We start from the raw sequence: 20,857 nt of genomic DNA, 5'->3' as shown, positions 1-20,857 counted from the left end.
AAGCTGCCTGCCATTCAGTCAGGCCGGTGTAATGCGCCCGTTTGCTTGCTCAGACGAGGTCTGTCGCCGGAACCACTGGAGGGTTGGGTGAGATATGAAGGGGCAGCCCGGGCCCCTTAAGTGATCCGAGGCATCTGTAAGCCTAAGGACGGCCTCTCTATCGAGGATCACTTCATGACCCATCGTACCGTGCCTGTTTTAAAAAAATTCATTCATGGCCTGTTCTGGATGGGCCTTGGCCTGGATGCGGCGCAGGCCGCAGCGGCAAATTGTTCACAACTGGACAGTTTGCCGGCAACCTTCGAGGTCGGCCAAGGGCTTCAGAACGAACTGCGCATCCTCGCCCCTGTGACGAAGTTGGCGGTGGGCGACCCGAAAATTGCCGATGTGCAGCCCAGTGGCAGCGACGCCTTCATTCTCACGGGCCTGATGCCCGGCGCCACCAGCCTGATGGTTTGGACGGCGTGTTCGAAAACGCCCCGCCAGAGCATGATCTTCGTCAAAGGCCGGGCCACTGCGGCGCTGACCAGCGCCGCGAGCGTGCCTTCCGAAGACCCGATGCTGCTGGCCCAAGTACAGACCGACATCCGTTTTGTCGAGGTCAGCCGGACCAAACTCAAGGAGGCCTCGACCTCGATCTTCGGCAGTCGCGGCAACTTTCTGTTCGGCGCACCGAGAACCCTGCCCACCATCGGTGGCGTGGTTCGGCCTTCATTGCCGGTCAATAACGACATGTTCAACCTGTCCTTCGCCACCGGCCAGACGCTGCTGATGATCAATGCGCTGGAAGGCAGCGGTTTTGCCTATACCCTAGCGCGTCCCAGCCTGGTGGCCCTCAGCGGGCAGAGCGCGAGTTTCCTGGCCGGCGGCGAGGTGCCTATTCCAGTGCCCAGTGCCGGCAGCGATAACGTGTCCATCGAGTACAAGGAATTCGGTATCCGCCTGACCCTGACACCGACTGTCGTAGGCAAAAACCGCATCATGCTGAAGGTGGCACCGGAAGTCAGTGAGCTGGATTTCACCAATGCGGTGAACATCGCCGGCACGCTGGTTCCAGCGCTTACCGTGCGCCGTACCGATACCAGTATTGCCCTGGCCGATGGCGAAAGCTTCGTCATCAGCGGGCTGATCAGCACCCGTAACGCCTCCCAGGTGAACAAGCTTCCGGGGCTGGGTGACGTGCCGATTCTCGGCGCATTCTTTCGTGACAACTCCATCAACCGCGAAGAACGGGAGCTGCTGATGATCGTCACGCCGCACCTGGTCCAACCCTTGGCCGCCGACGCACAACTGCCGACGTTGCCGGGCGAACAGCTGCGCAACTATGACCCGAATTTCTACCGCATGTACTTCCTCGAACACGGCGAGTTCGACAATCGCAGCGGGCTTTCCCAGTGAGCCGGCGCTTGATGGGCAAGGAGCCAAGTGTTCAACCTGATGCGAGGGGACATTCAATGAAAGCAATGATCGCGATTGCAGCAGCGTTAGTGCTCACCGGCTGCGCCAGCAATGGCGTGGCTTCCCGCCAGGCCAGTTGCGCCAAGCCCGGATCCGATCAGGAACTGGCGCTGAACCTGGCCGATGACATGGCCAATGATGGACGGTTGTACGCCAGCCTGGCTAACCTCGAAGGTTTGCCCGAAGACTTGGTCCAGGTTCGCCTGCGCAAGGCCCGGGTGCTGCGCCTGATGGGGCGCAACGAGGCAGAGCCGTTGTACAAGAGCCTGCTCGGGACGTGCCTGGCCGCAGATGGCGAACATGGCCTTGGCCAGTTGGCGGCGGCCAAAAATGATCATGCGACCGCCACCCAACACCTGGAGCGTGCGGTGCGAATGACCCCTACCGACGGAAGAATGCGCAATGACCTGGGGGTCGTCTACCTCAACCAACGGCGGATCCCTGAAGCACGCTTCGAGTTCATGACCGCCATGGAGCTCAAACAGTCCGACTCACTGGCGGCGCTCAATATGGTGACGCTACTGATTTACCAGGACAACTGGAAACAGGCGGCTGAACTGGCAAACATGGCCAACCTGAGCCCCAAGCAAGTGGCAGATGCGCAAGCCCGCGCGGAAAGAATCAGGGGCACGGCCACTGGCGCGGTGACGTCACAAGCGAACCACCTGACCGAGGTGGTTGACGCCTCATCCGGTGCGGTCAAGTAGAGCGTTCTGAGGAGTCCAAGAGATGAAATCCAAACAACTGATGATCGTGTGCATGGCGTGCCTGTCTACCACCGCCTGGGCGATTGAGCCAGGCCCCTCTTCGGCGGCGCAACAAGGCACCGAGAGCTGGATGCAACTGCAGATTCGCGGCGTGGTTGCCTCCACCCATCTGCAAACCGCCTCGGCCACCGAACGCGAACTGGCCATGCAACGCTGGCTCAACAGCTTCAACTACCCGATCCCGGAATTCTTTGACCAGGACTCCGGGGGAGACATCACCAGTAGCAAATGAAACACCGCAGGAACAACGAAAAGATCGCAACCTTCGACAACACCTGCACTCGATCCGGTGTAGGTGTTGTCGAAGGTTGCGATCTTTTGGCTTGTACGGTCGGGTGATAACAGGAGAAAACCTGTGGGGGGCTCGCGAAAGGGCCCTCACATCCAACATCCATGCAAACTGACCCACTGCCTTCGCGAGCAAGCCCGCTCCCACAATGGGCCTGCGGTGAACACAGACTCATGAACACCCAACATCACCTGTGGGAGCGGGCTTGCTCGCGAAAGGGGCCCTCACATCCAACATCCATGCAAACTGGCCCACCGCCTTCGCGAGCAAGCCCGCTCCCACAATAAGCCTGTGGTGAACACAAGACTCATGAACACCCAACATCACCTGTGGTGAACACAAGACTCATGAACACCCAAAATCACCTGTGGGAGCGAGCCTGCTCGCGATGACGGACTGACATTCAACACCTTCATTGACTGTCAAACCGCTATCGCGAGCAGGCTCGCTCCCACACTAGGCCCTACGTGTTCTACATATTCCCAAAGGCCCTGAACACGCCGATCATGGCAGGGCCGATGGCGACCAGGAAGAAACTCGGCCACAGGCAGAAGATCAGCGGGAAGATCAGCTTGGTGCCGATCTTCGCGCCCATTTCCTCGGCGGCCTGGGTGCGCCGGTCACGAAACTCGTCGGCGTAGATGCGCAGGGTGTCGGCCACGCTGGTGCCGAAGCGAATGCTCTGGGCCAACAGGCTGACCAGCCCCTGGATATCCTCCAGGCCAGTGCGCACGGCCAGTTGCTTGAGCGCCTCGGTACTGGTGATGCCCGCACGAATCTGTGCATTGACCAGGGCCAACTCCTCGGCCAACTCCACCTGGCTGACCGACATTTCCTCAGCCACCCGTTCAATCGTCGTGGGCAAGGCCAGGCCCGATTCGACACACACCACCATCAAGTCCAAGGCATCCGGAAACGCCGCCCGCAGCCGGGTTTGTCGGGCCTGTTTGCGCTTGCCGACATACAGCGCCGGCAACAGCCATCCGATACCGACCACCAAGGTGAGCGCCAGCAGAACGATGGCGGCGTTCACCTTGATCATCGGCAACAACAGTACCGCAACGCCAAGCAGCGACAGCGGCAGTATCAGGCGCACGGCCCAGTAAACCTGCACCGCCGAAGCGGAACGATAACCGGCGTGCGTCAGCAGGGTCTGGGTAGCCGATATCCGGGTCGGGTCGTTCGAGGCAAAGCGCTGGCCCACCCGCTCCAGCAAAAGTTGCAGGTTCCCCGGCGCCTCCTGCCCTGCCGAGCTACCTGAATACCCCCGTTTGATCAGCGCCAGGCGCCGCTGCACCGGGTCCTGCAACCCCATCATCAGCAGAAGCACGGCGACCACCGCCAGCACCGTACTGAGACCGACCACGGCGATGAACAACAGCCGTGCCACCTCCTCGTTTCCGGTAAACCGACTGAACAACCCGAGCAAAAAGTCCATGACTGATACCTCGCGGTAAAACAGCGCTTAAACCTGGATCCGAATAATTTTTCGTATCCAGAAAATCCCGATCAACATGGCGCAGAAGGCACCGATGATCAGCTTGTGGCCGATCGGGTCGTTGATCAGCACCGGCATGTAGCTGGGGCTCGTGAGGACGATGGCGATCGCCAGCACGAAGGGGATCGCCACCAGCACCCAGGCCGACATGCGCCCTTCCGCCGACAACGTCCGGATCTTGCGCTGGAAGCGAAAGCGTCCGCGGATCAGCCGGCTCAGGCGCTCCAGCACTTCGGTCAGGTTGCCACCGGTTTCACGGTGGATGAGGATCGACGTCACCAGCATCATCACCGTCATGCTCGGCATGCGCTCCAGCAAGCCAAGCATCGCCCGGCGCACGTCGTTGCCGTAGTTGATGTCGGCGAAGGTCATGCCGAACTCCTGGGCAACCGGCCCCTTATGTTCATCGGCGACCAGACGCAGGGTTTCGTTGAACGGGTGCCCGGCCCGCAAGGCCCGGCACATGGCGTCCAGCGCATCTGGCAAACCTTCCTCGAACGCGGCGAAACGCTTGCTGCGATCACGCATGATTTTGAACAGCGGCAGCCAGGTCACCACAAACGTCGCCAGCAGCGCCATCCACCACAGCGGCGAAACCATCAGCACCACGGCACCGGCCGCCACGCCCAGGACCAGCCCCAGCACCATCACCCGATAAGCCCGGTATTCGTGGCCGGCCTGCTCGATCAGTTGCGTCAGGTTGGCCATGAACGGCAGCTGTTCAAGCCAGGCCTCCAGGGGCGACAGGCGCGTCAGGTATTTCTGCCGCAACACGGTTTGCATGTTGGGCAAATGGTTGGCCTTCTCCAACACATGCAGGCGCCCACGGATGCGCTTGCGCATTTTGCCGGCCTCGCCGAACACCGGCACCACTACGCCCTGGGACAAAAGGAAGACCGCAATGAACACCATGGCGAGAAAAATCAGGATGAACTCACTGGGAATATTGCTCATGACTGCCGGGCCTCCATCCACTCAGGGCGGAACAGCGTCAGCGGCAATTCAATGCCGCGTTTGGCCAACACATCGCGGAACGCCGGGATCATGCCGCTGGGCCGATAGTCGCCAAGCACCTCACCGTGTTCACCGATGCCATGGCGCACAAAGGAGAAAATCTCGGTCATGGTGATGACCTCCCCTTCCATGCCGTTGATCTCTTGCATGCTGACCACGCGTCGCTTGCCGTCTTCTTGACGCTCCAGCTGGATCACCACATCGATGGCCGAGGCAATTTGTTGACGCATTGCCTTGATCGGAAACGTCGCGCCGGTCATCGACACCATGTTCTCGACTCGACCCAAGGCATCACGCGCGGTGTTGGCGTGAATCGTGGTCAATGAACCGTCGTGGCCGGTGTTCATCGCCGTGAGCATGTCCAGCGCCTCGGCACCGCGCACCTCGCCGATGACAATACGGTCCGGGCGCATCCGCAGGCTGTTGCGCACCAATTCGCGCTGACTCACCTCGCCGCGCCCCTCGATGTTCGAAGGCCGGGTTTCCAGGCGCACCACGTGGGGCTGTTGCAGTTGCAACTCGGCCGAGTCCTCGATGGTGACGATACGTTCGTTATGGGGAATGAAACTGGACAGCACATTGAGCATGGTGGTCTTGCCGCTGCCGGTCCCGCCGGAAATCAGCACGTTCAGGCGCCCACGGACGATGGCCTTGAGCAACAAGGCGATGGCCGGGGTCATGGTGCCCACCTGGATCAGGCTGTCGGTATTGAGCAGATCCACGGCGAAGCGCCGGATCGACATGCTCGGACCGTCGATGGCCAGCGGCGGGATGATCGCGTTGACCCGCGAGCCATCCTTGAGGCGGGCGTCCACCAGCGGCGAGGACTCGTCGATACGCCGCCCCAGGCTGGAGACGATACGGTCGATGATGTTCAGCAGATGCTGGTCATCGCGAAAGCGCACGTCGGTCCTTTGCAGTTTGCCGAAGCGTTCGACGTACACCGAGGCAAAGCCGTTGACCAGAATGTCGGACACACTATGGTCGGCCAGCAGCGGTTCCAGCGGCCCCAGGCCAAGCACCTCGTCGGTGATCTGCTTGATGATCAACTGACGGCTGACCGAACTCACCGGCGCCGAATGCTCCTCGAGCAGGCGCTGGCAGATGTCGCGGATCTGCCGCGTGGCCTCGACTTGTTCGAGAGCATCGAGCAAGGACAGGTCCATGACCTTGAGCAACTGCTGGTAGATTTTTTCCCGCCACTCGGCTTCCACCGGGGTGACCTGGCTGCGGGTTTCGTAGAGCACGTCCGGGATGGCCTGCTCCCAGGCCATCAGTGCTTCTGCCGGGTCTGCCAAGTCGTCGCCCTGCTGGGCGGTCACTGAAGAACCCGGTTTACCGGACTGTTTGCGCAAGCGGTTGCGGAAATCACTGATCATGGGTCATCCCCCGAAGAAACGGTTGAAGGCGCGCTTGAGCAGGCCTTTGTTCGTGGCCATCTGGTGACCGACCAGGTCTTCGGTCAAATCGCGCAGGGCGACGGTAATGGCCGCCCTCGGCGCATGCAGCCCCAACGGCACGCCAGTGTTCTGACTCTGGCTGACCAGGTTGAAGTCATTGGGTAATTTCGACAGGTTCGCGCAACGCAGCGCCTCGCCAATATCCTTGAGGCTGACCGCGGCGCCTTTGTCATAACGGTTGACCACCACCTGCAACTGGTCGCCGCGCACACCCAGGTCTTCGCGCAAAATCCGCACCAGGGCACTGGCATCACGCAGGTGGCTGACGCTCTGTTGCACCACCACATACACCCGGTCCACTTGCTCCAGCACGGAGCCGGTGAGGTGGTCGATCTGCCGCGGCAGGTCCACCACCACCCAGTCATAGCTGGCACGGGCCAGTTGCAACAGGGCGTCGAGCTGTTCAGGTTGGGCGTCCTGGGGCAAGCACAGCTCGCCGGCCCGACCACCGAGCACATGCAGGGTCGGGCTGAAGTGACTGCAGAAACCGCGCAGCGCAATGCTGTCCATGTCCTCGATCTGTTGCAGCACTTCCAGATGGCTATGGGACTGCGCCACATCCAGGTAATGGGTCACGCTGCCAAATTGCAGGTCCATATCCAACAACAAGGTGTTACCTGCCCGGGCGCTCAACTGTTGAGCCAGATTGCAGGCCACCAACGTCCCACCGGAACCACCCTTGGCGCTGATCACGGCAACCAGCTTGCCTTCGGCACCGTTGCCGAGGCGAACCTCCGCCACCAGCCGATTCAGGGCGGCCACCAACTCCATCTCGGCGACGGGCTCGGGCAGTACATCCCGAGCCCCGGCCTGCATCGCCAGGCGCATGCCCTCCTGTTCGCCCAACGGTCCGCACACCAACATCGGTGGACGCTCGTGGGCCGGACGCTGCAACAACGCCGCCAACTCTTCGCGCCACAAGTGGCTGACCCGCAGCAACAATAGATCGGGCATCCGGTCCAGGCCGTAGAGCGGATCGACATGGCCGTTGCTCACCAGGCGCGTGCTCACTTCCAGGCACGGCATGCGCTGGCAGACGCATTGCAGGTCACGCAGGGCCGAAGCATCGCGGCTGCTGATCAGTATTCGCAACCCGGCTTTGCCGGTGGCGGTCGAGAGCGGAGTTTCCCTGGTATTCAGCATGGTGTGATCTCCCCGGAATCGGAATGACGCCCAAGGCTTTCGCGTGGCAAGGTTGCCCGGAACGCGGGCAAGGTAATGGGCACGCCCAAGCCGGGAATGAACAAATTGAACACGAAGTTCTGCACGCTCAGGCGCACGTAGCGGATGGCACGAAAGCCGTTGGCGCCAGACGTATCGGCGGGGTTCGCCACCACGGCACCGTTAACATCCAGATAGGTCAGCGCCAGGTTCGAGGTCGCCAGGCTGCTGATCAGTTGGCTGGTCCCGGTGTCCGTCGCGGCGTTGAAGATGGCCCGGCGCAACACCACCGGATCGCTGATGTTGCACACCGCCGCCAGCCGCACGCCACGCCTGGCGGCTTCATCCAGTGCGTTGACGGTGAAGTACAGCCGGCCCATTTCCACCACACCGAACAGCAGGATGAACACCAGCAGGCCCACGAAGGAGAACTCCACAATGTAAGTGCCGCGCATGTGTTTATTGTTCATCACAACACCCTCATGACAGTGGTCGCGACCAGTGGGATACCCAGCGCAATGGCATTGCCGAAAAAACCCGGGATCGATCCGCTGCAGTTGCCCGCGCCGATCACCGGACAGAAGGTGTAGGTAATGGTGACGCGCACATGGTCGATGCCCTCGGCGACGACCTGCACGTTCGCCGTCGTCAACCCGGACACCACTGCGCTGCCGGCCTGGCTGGGCACGCCATACACCGCCACGTTTTTCGTCTGGGTCAGCAGCGTGTTGCTCAAGGCAACGGTGCCGAGGGTGGAATTCCAGGCCTGGCCGGCGACGAAGCGATTGGCGTCACGACTGGCCTGCAGCAACACGTTGTACTGAAAAAGCATGCGGCCGAACTCGCCGAAGGCCAGTAACAGCAGCAGCAACAACGGCAGCACCAGAGTGAACTCCACCAGTGCCACGCCTTGCTGGGCCTGCGGTGCTTTGAAATGGACAAGTCCCATGACGCCTCCTACGAGTCGGTGCTCGGAGTGCCGCTGCCGTTGAGATAGGTTTTGTAAAGCTGGATGATCTGCGGGCCGGCGTCGCTGGACGGTGTGGGACCGGGCACGTTGTCACCTTCACACTCCTCGACGAACTGGCCGAAGATGATTGAATCAGAGCCTCCGCCGTTAACCGGTTGTACGACGAAATAGCAGCCGAACCCGAGGACGGGGATCGAGGTCGAACCACTGAGTTTGCCGGTGCAGTCGCCGATCACGATTTTCAGCATCCGCCGTTCGAAAACCCCGTTGCTTTCACAGCCGCTGCCCGCCCCGGCCACGCACGCAGCGACACTCGCCCGCCAGTCGTTGTAGTCCAGTATCGCGGTTGCACCTGCCGTGAGATTGCCGTTGTTCGACGTGATGGGCTGCCCTTGGTATTGCGCCTGGGAGAGCGCATCGTTGTAAGTCATCGCCGGTGTGCTGGACGCGGTGACCAGGTCCGGTGGATAGTCCGAGGAACTGACCGGGCCGTTATAGATACCAAAGCGCGTATTCAGGCCCTGGGACGTCGGCCCGGCCTTGTTACCCGGCGCGGTCTGAACGTTGTCCCCTACGTTGCGACAGACCGAACCACCGCCCGCCAGGTCTTCCCGGACCGCACTGCCGCCGGAACCAAAATCGAGCAGTTGGAAATTACCCGGCCCGATAGGCGAGGTATTACCCGCCGCTGTCTTCAGGACCTCCAGGTCACCGAAGCGATACCCCCAGAAGTTACCGGCGGCCGGGTCGTATTGAGAGGTATCACCGCAGACCATCAACGGCGCCAGATCACAGGGGGCCGTGGGGCTGGGGCCGGCGGTGGCAATTGCCGCCACTCGTTTATTACCGAGGCCGGCGCTGCCCATCGTTTGCACGAAACTCCAGAAAAAACCGTTCAGCTGATAACTGGACACCGACACCCGCACGTATTTGGCATCCGCAGGTCCTGGGTACGAGAACGGGCCATAGACGCTGCTGGAGAGCTCCACCGCGGCAAATGCGCCCGGGTTGCCGGCGACAGCGGTTGCCAGTTCAGTGTTACCCGCGGCGTTGGCATTTCGTGTCAGCGTGTCCAGGGCCGCCGCTCGGGTGGTACTGGCCATGTTTACGCCACCCGTCACCTGGCTCAGGGTCTTGGCGCCGCTCAGGGCCGCAGCATCCACTGCATTTTGCACCCGCGTTTTGTTCAGCAGCATGTGTCCGCCGTCCAAGGCCAATGCCGCCATCATGGAGATCGCCATCAGGGCGATTACCATCAATACACTTACCGCCCCTATCTGACGTTGCGGCACAGTTAAAGGCTGCCGAATACTGGGGTTCATTATCACGTCCTCGTCTACTGACGTTGAGGATCGGCATCGCCTGGGGCCGGGATTTTTCCGCGCCCGTCAGCGAACGTTGACCACACTGCGCTCGATACCGCGGATCACCGTGATCGAGGCATCGTCCTGTGCCTTGGCGATGCGTTGCACTATGGGTTTTGGCGTCGGAGCAGCGGCGACCGGCGCGGCGGGTGTCGGCGCCGCGACCACGGCCTTTTTCTCCAGGTTCAGCGGGTTGCGCAGTGCCAGTTGCAGCTTGCCTTCGGTCTGCGCGGTGACCAGCGCCTCCGCTTCGCTGGCCGACATTTCCAGCGTCACGGCCCGCACCACCACCGGTTGGGTTTTGTCGGTGCCGGCAGTCTGGTCCACCGCCAGCACCCGCAGGTTTTCCAGGATGGTCCGCGACACGGCATTGTTACTGCCGGCACTGGTGGTCTTGGTCGCCAGGACATCGACCCGGTTACCCGGCAAGAGGAAACCGCCCACACCGACCACATCGTCCACGCGTACCGAGATGGCGCGCTTGTCGGGGGCGATCAGCGAGGCCAGGGTGCTGCCGCCCAAGTGCTCGCTCAACCGCGCCCCCCGCACGATGTCGCCGCGCAGGATGTCGAATGTGGCGATCTTGCCCACCGCTTGCTCGCTGGAATCGAAGGCGTCGTCCGGGATCGTATCCATGGGCATGCGCACGGTCGTGACCTGCTGGGCCTCGACCATCTGCCCGAAAGGAATTTCCACCGTGGCCACCACCACGCTTCGCAGGTGGTCATCAGGTTTGGCGTTAAGGCGCGCGCTCAGCCAGGAGTCAGCCATCCATGCGGCACCAAGGCCCATTACCAGGGAAACGCCTATCAGCGAAAGCGTACGAGAGCTCATGTCGGTATCTCCGAATCAAAGGAAGTCGAGCTGAACGAAGTAGTTGTGCCAGGCCCATTCCAGCTCTTGCGGCAACAGGGGCCCGGAACCGCCCAGGTAACGCTGGCGGTCCAGCGCCATGTTCAGCAGGTCACGGGGATGGCAAGGCACCAGCGGCATGCCTTCGCCTGCATACAGCCGCTGCAGCACATAGCGCACCAGCAGCGGGTCATACGGGATACCCAGGCGTTCGCATTCCTGGCGCCAGATGCGTTCGTACTCCTCGGGCTTGAGGTAACCGAACTGCACCTTGTAGCCGATGCGCCGCAGGAAGGCCTCGTCGGCCAGCTCCAGGGGGTTGAGGTTGGTGGAAAACACCAGCACCAGGTCGAACGGCAATTCGCAGTGCCGGCCGCCCCCCAGGTTGATGAAGTCACGCTTCTCTTCCATGGGCACGATCCAGCGATTGAGCAGCTCGGCTGGAGCCATGCGCTGACGCCCCATGTCATCGATGATGAACAGCCCGTTGCTTGCCTTGAGCTGCAACGCGGCCTGGTACTGGCGAGTGAAGGGGTCGTAGCGCACGTCCAGCTGTTCCATGCTCAACTCGCCACCGGTGATAACGATGGGGCGTTTGCAGCACAGCAGGCGGCGGTCGATGCCTTCATTGAGCATCAGGTTGTTCGATTGGCTGTTGTCATCCAGGCGCTGGTGCACCTGCGGATCGTAGATCTCGATCACCGATTCGTTGATGACAATGGCGTGGGGCACCCAGATGGCCTCGGCAAACAGGCGGATCAACCGACTGCTGACATACGTCTTGCCGGTGCCGGCAGGCCCATAAATCATGATCGCCCGGCCGGAGTTCAGCGCCACGCCCAACTGGTCGAGCATTCCTTGGGTCAGCACCACGCCAGCCAGGGCCCGGTTCATATCATTGGCGGTGACGCGGCCATGGTGAATCGTCTGGATCTTGATCAGGGAGCGATAGGTACTTACCGGAAAAGGTGCCGCACCGATATAGCCGCTGCGCGCCAGGGCGTCACGGGCGAAACTGCGACCGCGCTCGGTCAGGCCGTAGCGCAGTGCCTGTACACTCGTCTGTCCGACCTGGCCAAGCACCTCGACGCGACCGTCCTTGCGCAGGAACGCCAGGACCTCTTCCAGTACCGCGCCGGTCAAGGCCAGGCGCTCCACCAGCCGCGTCATGTCCAGCACACCGGCATCGTGCAGATGCTTGCACACCAGCTCACCCAGGAAACTGTCGGTCAGGCCGGTGTCACGAATGGTGCACGGCTGAGGCGCCAGGCGTTGTACCGCGTCCCGTTCGCTGGGGTAGGCATCGCTATCGTTGATGACGTGCATGACTAGACTCCCCAGCCGTCGGCAACCAGTTGCCAGTAAACGCTGTTCAAAGTACCGATCAGGATCGCAATCGAATAAGGAAAGGGTTTGCCGGCCACCTCATCCGAAGTGGGCGCCAGATAAGACTGGGCTCGCACAATCAGCCAATAGCGCCCCAGGGTCTGGAGCAGTTGGCCGCGGGCCAGAACGATCAGGAAACCGCACACACCGCCGGCGATAAGGCTGAACAGCGCCGCCCACAGTGCGTAATGAAAAGGCAGGAAGCTGCCGACCATGGTCATCAACTTGACGTCACCGGCGGCCATGCCACCGACTGCATACATAGGCAGGAACAGCCCGAAACAGATCAGCATGCCCAGCAGGCTATCGCCCAAGCCGGCGATCCCGCCGGTATACACCTGGCCGGCCAATCCCAGGGCAAGGCCCAACAGGACCAGCGTGTTGGGGATGCGGTGGCGACGCAGGTCGCTCACCACCGCCACGCCCAGCAGTCCCAGCATTAGTACCGTCGACACCAGCAATTCCATGGACATGATGCGTCTCCCTAGGGGTGGTTATCGTTAGCAGGCAACGTTGCCATTGGCGGCTTGGCACAACGCCCGGATCTTGGTATCCACGGCGCCGCCCAGAAGGACGAATGCCGCCGCTACCAATACCGTGATCAAGCCACCCGCCACCGCGTATTCAACGATGGTCAGGCCGTCTTCATCTTTGGCGAACTTGCTGATCGAAGTGCTTATTGTCTGGAAAGTCATTTCATGAACCTCACGCTCGTAAGTAGTAGTAGTGCTACGAAGTTGGAGGGGACAGCGCGAAGTCCATTTGATTTATTCGTTGTACTCACTGCAAAAGAGTCGCAAGCGTTATTCCTTGAGGGTTACCGTGTCCCCGTCACCGTAAGTCGTCGCTGTCAGCAGGCAACGTTGCCGTTGACCGCCTGGCACAGTGCACGGATCTTGGTATTCACGGCGCCGCCCAGGAGAACAAACGCTGCGGCGACCAATACGGTGATCAACCCACCGGCCACGGCGTATTCCACAATGGTCAGGCCATCTTCATCTTTGGCGAACTTCAGTACCGAAGCCTTGATTGTTTGAAGAGTCATTTCGCACACCTCATCGGGGTTGTTTTTTCAAGGGCAGTACATTGCGAACTGCCTGATGCAACCCTAGTCAGCAGGTGGTGATAGCCGTTAGGAGGATTTTGCACATCGCTAGGATTTTTTTGCGGGGATCCAAGGTTGTGCCGTGCCATCGACACCCCCAGGGACCACCGTTTGAGGGGCATCGCGCTAAAAGGTGGTGGTTTTATAAAAATTTATTCGGCGAGATAGTGGCACATTGGCAATACTGCTAGCTAAAGGGCAGTAAGCACCGCTGAGTAAGCCTATGACCTCACACCTGACGGGCAAGCCAAAGCTGTTGTGGTTCGATCTGACTCACGATCGCTCCACCAAGGAACTCATCAGCCAGTTCGAGGACACCTGCGACTGCACGTTGGCGAAAAACGCCATGTTGTCCAATGGGGAACAGGCCGACATGATCTGCATCCATTTCGACCGTCCGGACACGCCAGGCTTGAGGCGTTTGCTGGAGATCAAGCGCACCGTCCCGACTATCCCCATCACCATGTTTACCGTGCAGCATTCCGAAGAGCTGGCAGTCTGGGCCATGCGCTCCAGCGTCTGGGAATACATGGTGCTGCCCTTTTGCGCCACCGAGCGTAAGCGCTATCTGACAGCCGTGGTGCAATTGTGTGAACTGCGCCGCCATGCCAACGGCCAGCGCAAAACCTCGCAGATCGACCATTCCCCGACCCTGCCGGACAGCATCCGCCTGACCGCAGGGCACCAGAAACACCAGGCCCTGAGCCACATTATGCTGTACATCGACCAGCATTTTCGCGAAAGCATCGATCAACGAGACCTGGCAAAGCGCTGCGGTATGACGACATTTCGTTTCAGTCGCCTGTTCAAGGAGGCCAATGGGCTTGGTTTTACCGACTACGTACTGAACAAACGCATGAGCTTTGCCAAGGAGCTGCTCGACAACAGCCAGATGCCTATCACCAGTATCGGTTATGAGGCCGGTTTCAAGGACCCCTCCTACTTCGCCCGCGCCTTCAAGCAATACGCCAACTGCACCCCCAGTGAATACCGTTCGGCCTACTCGATACGCAGCGCAAGCCCTGCACAAACGCCGGATGATACGGCGATAGAAGCGCTCGAAAGCCTTGTGCATAGCCTTGAAGGTTGAAGGTTTTTTCGAGAAAGAGCCCTGCGAGCGTGCGACGCAAGGGCTCAAAGGCTCAAGGAGCGAGCTTTCTTCTCTCGATAGGGACTGACAGAACAATGCTGGTACGCGTCTCACCGTACGCATTGATATTGGCAATAATACTCTCGATCTCAGCCATCGACCTGGCATAGATCCTGATCAGATAGGAGTCGTTACCGGTGATGTGCAGGCACTCAACGACTTCGGGGATGTCGGTGAGCGTCGCTATGAGTTTGGCTTTCGCCGGTTTGAGGGTGGTGATGCCAACGACAGCGGATATGCCGTACCCCAGTTTGGTTGGATCTAACTGAGCGCTATACCCCTTGATCACCCCGGAGTCTTCCAGTTTGCGCAACCTGTCAGTGGTGGCGGGAATAGAAAGACCCGCGTGTTTGGAAAGCTCTGTGATAGAAATGCGGCCACAGTCCTGTACCTTCCCCAGGATTTTTACGTCTATACGATCCATGTGCGTTTCCCCCAGAAAAAGTATAAATTTTAATGAAAAGCCCGTGTTTTTCATTAAAAAAATCATGCCCCAAAATAAAGCAGAGTGCTAGTCTATTTCCTGCCTGAAAAGCCTAAAAATAATCTGGGCAAGCAATAGCTCTCCTCTTTAGCACGACGCACTGCCTAATAAAATAATTTCTCTCCAGGGATGGTGTTCGCATGGAAGATGAAAAAATAAAGTGCAGCAAAAAGTCTGACCTTTTCACCCGTTACATTGGAACGCAAGTCCTAGAACTTCGCAGTTTCAAGAGGGATCAATTCCTGATGTACTTGACGGGCGTCAGTTTCTTTTCAATAGGCGCCACGTGTTTCATCATCAGCCAACTGGGCACCGACCCATTAGATGTCCTGATCATCTCGATAGATAAAATACTGACATTCGGAATGGGCATTTGCTCGGCGATCGTGTCGTTATTCTTTCTAACTTGGTGGATGCTTTGGAACAAAAAATACCCGCCAATAAGTCCATTCATTACAACGACACTGACAGGCCTGCTGATTGATCTCTGGTCCCTGCTCGGGCTTGGAGAGTATTTGATCGTCAGAATGAATGCATACACATTATTGGCGACGGGCCTGGTGTTGTGCGCCTATTCATCGGCACTCATCATCATGAGCGGTATTGGCATCAGAATCATGGACCTCGTGGTACTGACCATGGTTTCCAAATGGGGCTGGTCATTCACCAAAGCCAAGATGATCATTGAAATCGGTATCTTCTCGACTGGCTGGCTTTTAGGCGGCCCCTTTGGCGTGGGAACGATTGCCTTCCTGCTGGTGATCGGCCCGCTTATTCAACCCTTCATGAATATGAATGCCAAGCGCTTTTCACTTAAGAACTACGGACTGATCCGCGCTTCTTCTGCTTACTAATAACTACAAGATGACGGCCACCGCTGGCGGCGGCATTGTTTCGCCTCGACTATTTTAACCGATGATGTTGATAGCAACTTCCGTGATGAGGAGTGAGAGATGGACACTGCAAAAAGTAAAAACTGGACCCTGGACAGCACCCCGGCAAAACTGGAAGAAATACTTCCAGGGGGCGCGGTAAAGTGTCATCTTTCCCCACGAAATTGTGTCATACAGGAGGGCAAGGTAGGTTTTTGCAAAGTGCGCGGAAACCGTGGAGGTCGACTCGTTACTTTGAATTACGGCAAAGGCGTTCACAGCACCGAAGAAACCATCGAAACCGAGGCAGTGTTCCACTTTGCTCCTGGTGAGCGAATTCTTTCCCTGGGCAACATCGGCTGCATGCTCAACTGCGGTTATTGCCACAACTGGAAGACCTCGCAGGCCAAGTATGTCACCGACAAAGACGTCTACTACTACACCCCTGAGCAGGTAGTGGAAACCGCGCTCAAGCATGGAATACGCGTTATTTCCTGGACCTACAACGACCCTGTGGTCTGGCATGAATTCATCCTCGACACGGCAAAGCTGGCCAAGGAAGCGGGCCTGATCAACCTCTATAAGTCAGCCTTCTTTATCAGTGAAGAAGCCATTGATGAGTTACTGCCAGTCATTGATATTTTCTCGATTTCACTCAAATCCATTTCCCCCGAATACTATCGGAAAGTCACAACAGGCTGGGTAGAGCCAGTCCTGGCCGGTATCAAGAAAGTCTACGACGCCGGCAAATATGTTGAAGTCAGCACCTTGATGGTGACCGACATCAGTGACGATGAAGACACCGCCCGGAAAATCAGCCAATGGGTACTGGATGAACTGGGTCCGAATGTGCCCCTGCACTTCGTACGGTTTCACCCCGATTACAAAATGAGCAACAGTATCCGCACCCCCGTGGACCGGCTCCTGAAAGCACGGGACGTTGCGCGGAGCATGGGCGTCGAGCATGTCTACCTGGGTAACGTAAATGATATCGAGGGCACCAACACCAGTTGCAATAACTGTAACGCCCTGCTCGTCACCCGCTACGGTTTGAACGCTGAAATAATCGGCCTGGACAGCAAAGGATGCTGCTCCCAGTGCGGACACGATGCGCATTTCAAATTGCTGGGCGAACCCGAAGCGAACACAACTGTTGAACTGCAGGAGGAGGCACTGAGCGATTACGAGAAGCGAAAATTCGAGTGGCACGGGGATATCGTATCGCTGCACGCCCAAGTACTGAATACCGAAGACTTCGAACAGACTGTGTACCTGCGGCGCAATTATACCGACGGGCACAACAGCGATTGGAAATCGCTGACACTGCGAGCGCATGAAAGCTATCGATTCATTATCGCCAAGGCACGCATCGATGAATCAGGCCCTGAGGTCTGGCTTCCCAAGGGAGTGAACTCTAACCTTCATGAAGTATTCGACAGGGCTCACTTCCCAACCGAGTCGATTGAAGAGATTGGTATTTCGCAGAATGACATTACCCCGACCATTGGTTATGAGGGCAAGCAGAACATGTATGAGCAGGTCATCAAAATGGTCAGCCAGTCATGAATGTGTCTACTGAAATACTTCATATCAAGGTGGATGATCGAGAGGCCCATCCCTCGGTAACACCTATTTATCAGTGCAGTGCTTTCAGTGCGGACTCGGCGTTCTTCTACTCGAGAAAAGCCAACCCCAATGTGACTGAATTGGAACAGGTTGTCGCGGCCCTGGAAGGCAGTGAATACGCCTTGGCCTACAGCACTGGGATGAGCGCCATTTACATGGTTTTGGAGCTGTTGAAACCGGGTGGCTCGCTGGTAATCAACAAATTCATCTATGGCTGTTCCTATAAGTTGTTTCAGAGGTATGCGGCACGTATCGGTGCGCAACTGACGATCCTGGACCTCACCACAGAAGAAGGTTTGAAAGCGTTGCCGGCGAACGTCGACATGGTCATTTTTGAAACACCGACCAATCCGTTCCTGAAAGACATCGATATTCACGCGGTCAGCAAGGCCGTCAAGCAAAATAACCCACAGGCCCTGGTGGTCGTTGACAACACTTGGGCCACCCCGATATTCCAGAAGCCACTGAACTTTGGCGCCGACATTTCACTGTACAGTGCAACGAAATACTTCTCCGGGCATAGCGATGTCATGGGCGGTTTGGTACTGGTCAACAATGAAGTGATTTATAACCGCTTGCTCGAAGGGCGCTTTTATTCAGGCTCGATACTCACCCCCAATAGCGCCTGGCTGCTTCGTCGAAGCATGCAGACGTTCAACCTGCGAATGGAGAAACACAGCCGTACCACGTCCAGCATGCTCAACTACCTGCGAGAACTGCCTTTTATTGAGAAAGTTTATTATCCGCGGGTCGATGGCAAACAATTGACCGGCTATGGCGGCATTGTGTTCGTTGATATCCGACCCGACTTGGTTGCCTTCTACAAAACGTTTACCGGTGCGCTCAAGTGGTTTGGCACGGGCACGGGAATGGCCTGCGTGACTTCGATGGTTGCGCAGCCCTTTAGTGGTAGTCATGCCTCAATGACCGATCAGGAAAAAGCCGACATGGGCATTGAAAAAGGCTTGGTTCGATTGTGCTTTGGTTTGGAGGACCTTGAGGATCTTAAAGCCGACCTGCTGCAAGCATTCGAAGCCACGGAGAATAAGGTCAATCAAAAAAGCTCACTCAATCCTGCCTGACGGGTGGTAATCATCAGCAACGAGCCTTAAAAGGGCTCGTTGCTTTTTTAATGGAGCAGCGAGATTGTCCAGCGCATTCGAAAACACAATATTCGAAGACCCCATTCTGAACGTTATCCACCTTCTAAACTCCATCGCCCAGGAAAACCCGGAAGCCATTTCCCTGGCTTCAGGTCGGCCGGATGATGAGCAGTGTGACCCCGTGCTCATCGACAAGGGGTTGTCCCGTTACCAACAGCACGTCGCCAGTACTGAGCAGTCACTTGCAACACTGCTTTGCCAATATGGAAAAACCGCTGGAGTCATCAATGACATCCTCGCCGACTATTTGCAGGTGGATGAAGGGATAAAAGTTCTTAACCCTGAAAGCATTGTGGTGTGCATGGGCTTTCAAGAAGCGTGCACTTTGACGCTCTTATCCATCTTTGAGGGCGGCGGTATTTTATTGGTGCCGGATCCGGTGTTTTCCGGGATTACGGGGATTGCAAAACTGCTAAGGATAAAAATCCTACCCGTGCCCATGGCGACCTTTCTCAACCCCACTGCCCTGCGCAAGGTAGCTGAAGACCTTGAATCCAGAGGGGAAAAAATTAAAGCACTGTATGCGATTGCGGATTTCAGCAACCCCACCGCCGACAGCCTTTCCTATCACGACAGGCGGGCGATGCTGCGTTTAGCCAAGGAAATGGATTTTTTCATCCTCGAGGATACTGCCTACAGCTACTTCAGATACGAGGGAGAGAAAATTCCGTCGATGAAGTCGATCGACAGCAGCCGAGTGTTCCTGCTGGGTTCATTTTCAAAGTCGATTTTTCCAGGCTTGCGCATGGGCTATGTGGTCGCTCCAGAAGGCGACGGGGTTATGCCCTTCAGCACCAGGCTGTGCAAGGCCAAAAGCCTGGTCACGGTCAATACCCCGGCCCTGTGCCAGGCTGTTGTCGCAGGGCTACTGATCGAGAACCATTATTCGCTGAAAGGGTTGAACCAACCCAGAGTGTTGTCTTACACAAACAAAAGAGACCACATGATTAAATGCCTTGAGCGGCAATTCCCACTCAAGGCTGACGCCCGAAGAACGATCACCTGGAATCATCCGGCAGGCGGCTTCTTCATCAATGTGCACCTGCCTTTCGTCTTTGGATATTCTGAAATGTGCGAATGCGCCAAGGACTTCAAAGTCATTGTGTTTCCCACTTCCTTGTTCTCACTGACGAACGACGCGGTTACTCAGGTGAGGTTGTCGTTTAGTAATGCGACAACGCCCGAGGTCACACAGGCAATAGACCGTTTCAGGGCATACGTTGAGTTTAAAATGCCCTGAAACACCCCTCTCACGCTGCCGTGGCCAGCATGACGCCAGTGGCTACTTGGTAAGCGCCCAGAATCGTGATGGTTGCCCCGGAAAGGTAGTTGATCAATTTGAGCTTTGATTGGGCGATCCTGGCCTTGAAAATGGAGGAGAAGCCGCTCAATCCCAGCCACCAGGCCGCCGAGCCCAGAAAGATACCTGTCACCATGGGCAGCACTGAGTGCTGACTGCTTTGATCACTGACCATACCGTCACTCAGCGCGGCGAATATCGCGATAAACGATAAGATCGTCATGGGGTTCGACAGGGTCAAGAACAGCGTGGTCGAGTAGGCTTTGAACATGTTGGCACGCTCACCCGCCATAGCGGTTGCGCCGCCCTTCGATCGGATCGTTTGATAACCAATGTAAGCGAGGAATACCCCGCCGAAAATGCACAACCATGGTTTAAAGCTAATGAGCGTTGCGATGATGGCCGTGACCCCCAAGGCTCCAATAAATCCATAGATCGAATCGGCGGTGGCCGCCCCCAACCCTGTCGCGAAACCGGCTCTCCAGCCGAGCATGAGACTTCTCTGTATACACAACAGCCCAATGGGTCCCACAGGCGCTGCAATGCAAAGCCCGATGACCATTGATTTAACGAAAATCAACATAAATGCACCTCCTGAATGGGTACTGGAAGGTTAGGAGAAGTGCATTTTTTTAGAAATTAATTATTAATCTTCGTCACGCCATATCCCTCAGTTTTGCATGAAGTGCTCTCATTCCCCCTTCATTATTAAGGTGAAGCAACACCCCGACCCTCAGACAGAACAATCCACGAAAATTGTTCGTTAGAGGTTCACGGAGACTGACTCTCTACACCCTGAGGATTGAACTGAGTTTTTCACGCGCATAAAAAAACGCCGCTCAATGAGCGGCGTTTTTTTGAATTTGGAGCGGGAAACGAGACTCGAACTCGCGACCCCGACCTTGGCAAGGTCGTGCTCTACCAACTGAGCTATTCCC

At 57.6% G+C, this 20,857-nt stretch carries 22 protein-coding genes; 8 read left to right on the top strand and 14 right to left on the bottom strand.

The genetic code is table 11. From position 1 onward, the window contains the following. Window positions 1-174 precede the first annotated feature (174 nt). Genes ACWNZ1_RS28160 through ACWNZ1_RS28150 form a run of 3 tightly spaced genes read left to right on the top strand, consistent with a single transcriptional unit; the run spans window position 175 to window position 2,457 of the window. Window positions 175-1,398, top strand: coding sequence for a type II and III secretion system protein family protein (locus ACWNZ1_RS28160; RefSeq protein WP_135846495.1), 1,224 nt, complete (start codon window positions 175-177; stop codon window positions 1,396-1,398). A 56-nt stretch (window positions 1,399-1,454) separates the two neighbouring features. After that, window positions 1,455-2,165, top strand: a complete 711-nt coding sequence (locus tag ACWNZ1_RS28155) for a tetratricopeptide repeat protein (RefSeq protein ID WP_135846496.1) — start codon at window positions 1,455-1,457, stop codon at window positions 2,163-2,165. A gap of 22 nt (window positions 2,166-2,187) precedes the next feature. Then, window positions 2,188-2,457, top strand: coding sequence for a DUF3613 domain-containing protein (locus ACWNZ1_RS28150; protein ID WP_135846497.1), 270 nt, complete (start codon window positions 2,188-2,190; stop codon window positions 2,455-2,457). Window positions 2,458-2,986: 529 nt separating this feature from the next. Here ACWNZ1_RS28150 and ACWNZ1_RS28145 read toward each other — a convergent pair. The 12 genes from ACWNZ1_RS28145 to ACWNZ1_RS28090 form a co-directional block, all read right to left on the bottom strand. After that, a complete protein-coding gene (locus ACWNZ1_RS28145; RefSeq protein WP_135846499.1) occupies window positions 2,987-3,952 on the bottom strand; it encodes a type II secretion system F family protein in 966 nt (321 codons plus the stop codon). A gap of 27 nt (window positions 3,953-3,979) precedes the next feature. Continuing rightward, on the bottom strand, window positions 3,980-4,966 hold the full coding sequence (locus ACWNZ1_RS28140; RefSeq protein WP_135846500.1) for a type II secretion system F family protein: 987 nt from the start codon (window positions 4,964-4,966) through the stop codon (window positions 3,980-3,982). Next, entirely contained in the window at window positions 4,963-6,405 is a 1,443-nt protein-coding gene (locus tag ACWNZ1_RS28135) for a CpaF family protein (protein ID WP_135846501.1), read from the bottom strand. The genes ACWNZ1_RS28140 and ACWNZ1_RS28135 overlap by 4 nt, the downstream gene beginning before the upstream one ends. A 3-nt stretch (window positions 6,406-6,408) precedes the next feature. Continuing rightward, window positions 6,409-7,629, bottom strand: coding sequence for an AAA family ATPase (locus ACWNZ1_RS28130; RefSeq protein WP_256453547.1), 1,221 nt, complete (start codon window positions 7,627-7,629; stop codon window positions 6,409-6,411). Continuing rightward, the gene (locus ACWNZ1_RS28125) at window positions 7,623-8,117 is read right to left on the bottom strand and encodes a TadE/TadG family type IV pilus assembly protein (RefSeq protein WP_135846503.1); all 495 of its coding nucleotides are present in this window, start codon (window positions 8,115-8,117) and stop codon (window positions 7,623-7,625) included. The genes ACWNZ1_RS28130 and ACWNZ1_RS28125 overlap by 7 nt, the downstream gene beginning before the upstream one ends. Further along, window positions 8,117-8,596 (bottom strand): TadE/TadG family type IV pilus assembly protein, encoded by a 480-nt coding sequence (locus ACWNZ1_RS28120; RefSeq protein ID WP_456028006.1) that lies wholly within the window; start codon window positions 8,594-8,596, stop codon window positions 8,117-8,119. Before ACWNZ1_RS28120 ends, ACWNZ1_RS28125 begins: the two co-directional genes overlap by 1 nt. A gap of 8 nt (window positions 8,597-8,604) precedes the next feature. Continuing rightward, entirely contained in the window at window positions 8,605-9,942 is a 1,338-nt protein-coding gene (locus ACWNZ1_RS28115; RefSeq protein WP_256454423.1) for a pilus assembly protein TadG-related protein, read from the bottom strand. A 63-nt stretch (window positions 9,943-10,005) separates the two neighbouring features. Continuing rightward, window positions 10,006-10,815: a Flp pilus assembly protein CpaB gene (cpaB, locus tag ACWNZ1_RS28110; RefSeq protein ID WP_256453549.1), complete on the bottom strand. Its 810-nt coding sequence runs from the start codon at window positions 10,813-10,815 to the stop codon at window positions 10,006-10,008. Window positions 10,816-10,830: 15 nt separating this feature from the next. Next, complete coding sequence (locus ACWNZ1_RS28105; protein WP_135846506.1) at window positions 10,831-12,159, bottom strand: P-loop NTPase family protein; 1,329 nt, start codon at window positions 12,157-12,159, stop codon at window positions 10,831-10,833. 2 nt (window positions 12,160-12,161) lie between these two features. Continuing rightward, entirely contained in the window at window positions 12,162-12,692 is a 531-nt protein-coding gene (locus ACWNZ1_RS28100; RefSeq protein WP_135846507.1) for an A24 family peptidase, read from the bottom strand. A gap of 27 nt (window positions 12,693-12,719) precedes the next feature. Next, window positions 12,720-12,914: a Flp family type IVb pilin gene (locus ACWNZ1_RS28095; protein ID WP_135846508.1), complete on the bottom strand. Its 195-nt coding sequence runs from the start codon at window positions 12,912-12,914 to the stop codon at window positions 12,720-12,722. Window positions 12,915-13,069: 155 nt separating this feature from the next. Next, window positions 13,070-13,264, bottom strand: coding sequence for a Flp family type IVb pilin (locus ACWNZ1_RS28090; RefSeq protein WP_008070254.1), 195 nt, complete (start codon window positions 13,262-13,264; stop codon window positions 13,070-13,072). Window positions 13,265-13,547: 283 nt separating this feature from the next. On the opposite strand from ACWNZ1_RS28090, the gene ACWNZ1_RS28085 reads away from it, so the two are divergent. Further along, the gene (locus ACWNZ1_RS28085; RefSeq protein ID WP_135846509.1) at window positions 13,548-14,414 is read left to right on the top strand and encodes a response regulator transcription factor; all 867 of its coding nucleotides are present in this window, start codon (window positions 13,548-13,550) and stop codon (window positions 14,412-14,414) included. Window positions 14,415-14,466: 52 nt separating this feature from the next. Here the strand turns inward: ACWNZ1_RS28085 and ACWNZ1_RS28080 are convergent, their stop codons facing one another. Then, window positions 14,467-14,898 carry an Lrp/AsnC family transcriptional regulator gene (locus tag ACWNZ1_RS28080; protein WP_135846510.1) on the bottom strand — a complete coding sequence of 144 codons (432 nt, stop codon included), beginning with the start codon at window positions 14,896-14,898 and terminating at the stop codon, window positions 14,467-14,469. 200 nt (window positions 14,899-15,098) lie between these two features. Here ACWNZ1_RS28080 and ACWNZ1_RS28075 point away from each other — a divergent pair, with 200 nt between their 5' ends. From ACWNZ1_RS28075 to ACWNZ1_RS28060, 4 genes are all read left to right on the top strand, one after another. After that, window positions 15,099-15,812 carry a YczE/YyaS/YitT family protein gene (locus ACWNZ1_RS28075; protein WP_135846511.1) on the top strand — a complete coding sequence of 238 codons (714 nt, stop codon included), beginning with the start codon at window positions 15,099-15,101 and terminating at the stop codon, window positions 15,810-15,812. Between the two features lie 99 nt (window positions 15,813-15,911). Beyond that, the gene (amrS, locus tag ACWNZ1_RS28070; RefSeq protein WP_135846512.1) at window positions 15,912-17,396 is read left to right on the top strand and encodes an AmmeMemoRadiSam system radical SAM enzyme; all 1,485 of its coding nucleotides are present in this window, start codon (window positions 15,912-15,914) and stop codon (window positions 17,394-17,396) included. Next, entirely contained in the window at window positions 17,393-18,538 is a 1,146-nt protein-coding gene (locus ACWNZ1_RS28065) for a trans-sulfuration enzyme family protein (protein WP_135846513.1), read from the top strand. Before amrS ends, ACWNZ1_RS28065 begins: the two co-directional genes overlap by 4 nt. 64 nt (window positions 18,539-18,602) lie before the next feature. Continuing rightward, on the top strand, window positions 18,603-19,859 hold the full coding sequence (locus ACWNZ1_RS28060) for an aminotransferase-like domain-containing protein (protein WP_280944308.1): 1,257 nt from the start codon (window positions 18,603-18,605) through the stop codon (window positions 19,857-19,859). Window positions 19,860-19,869: 10 nt separating this feature from the next. Here the strand turns inward: ACWNZ1_RS28060 and ACWNZ1_RS28055 are convergent, their stop codons facing one another. Beyond that, entirely contained in the window at window positions 19,870-20,502 is a 633-nt protein-coding gene (locus ACWNZ1_RS28055; RefSeq protein WP_135846515.1) for a LysE family translocator, read from the bottom strand. Window positions 20,503-20,857 lie beyond the last annotated feature (355 nt).

This window comes from Pseudomonas sp. CFBP 5748, from assembly GCF_053850495.1.
This window is presented reverse-complemented; position numbering and strand designations above follow the sequence as displayed.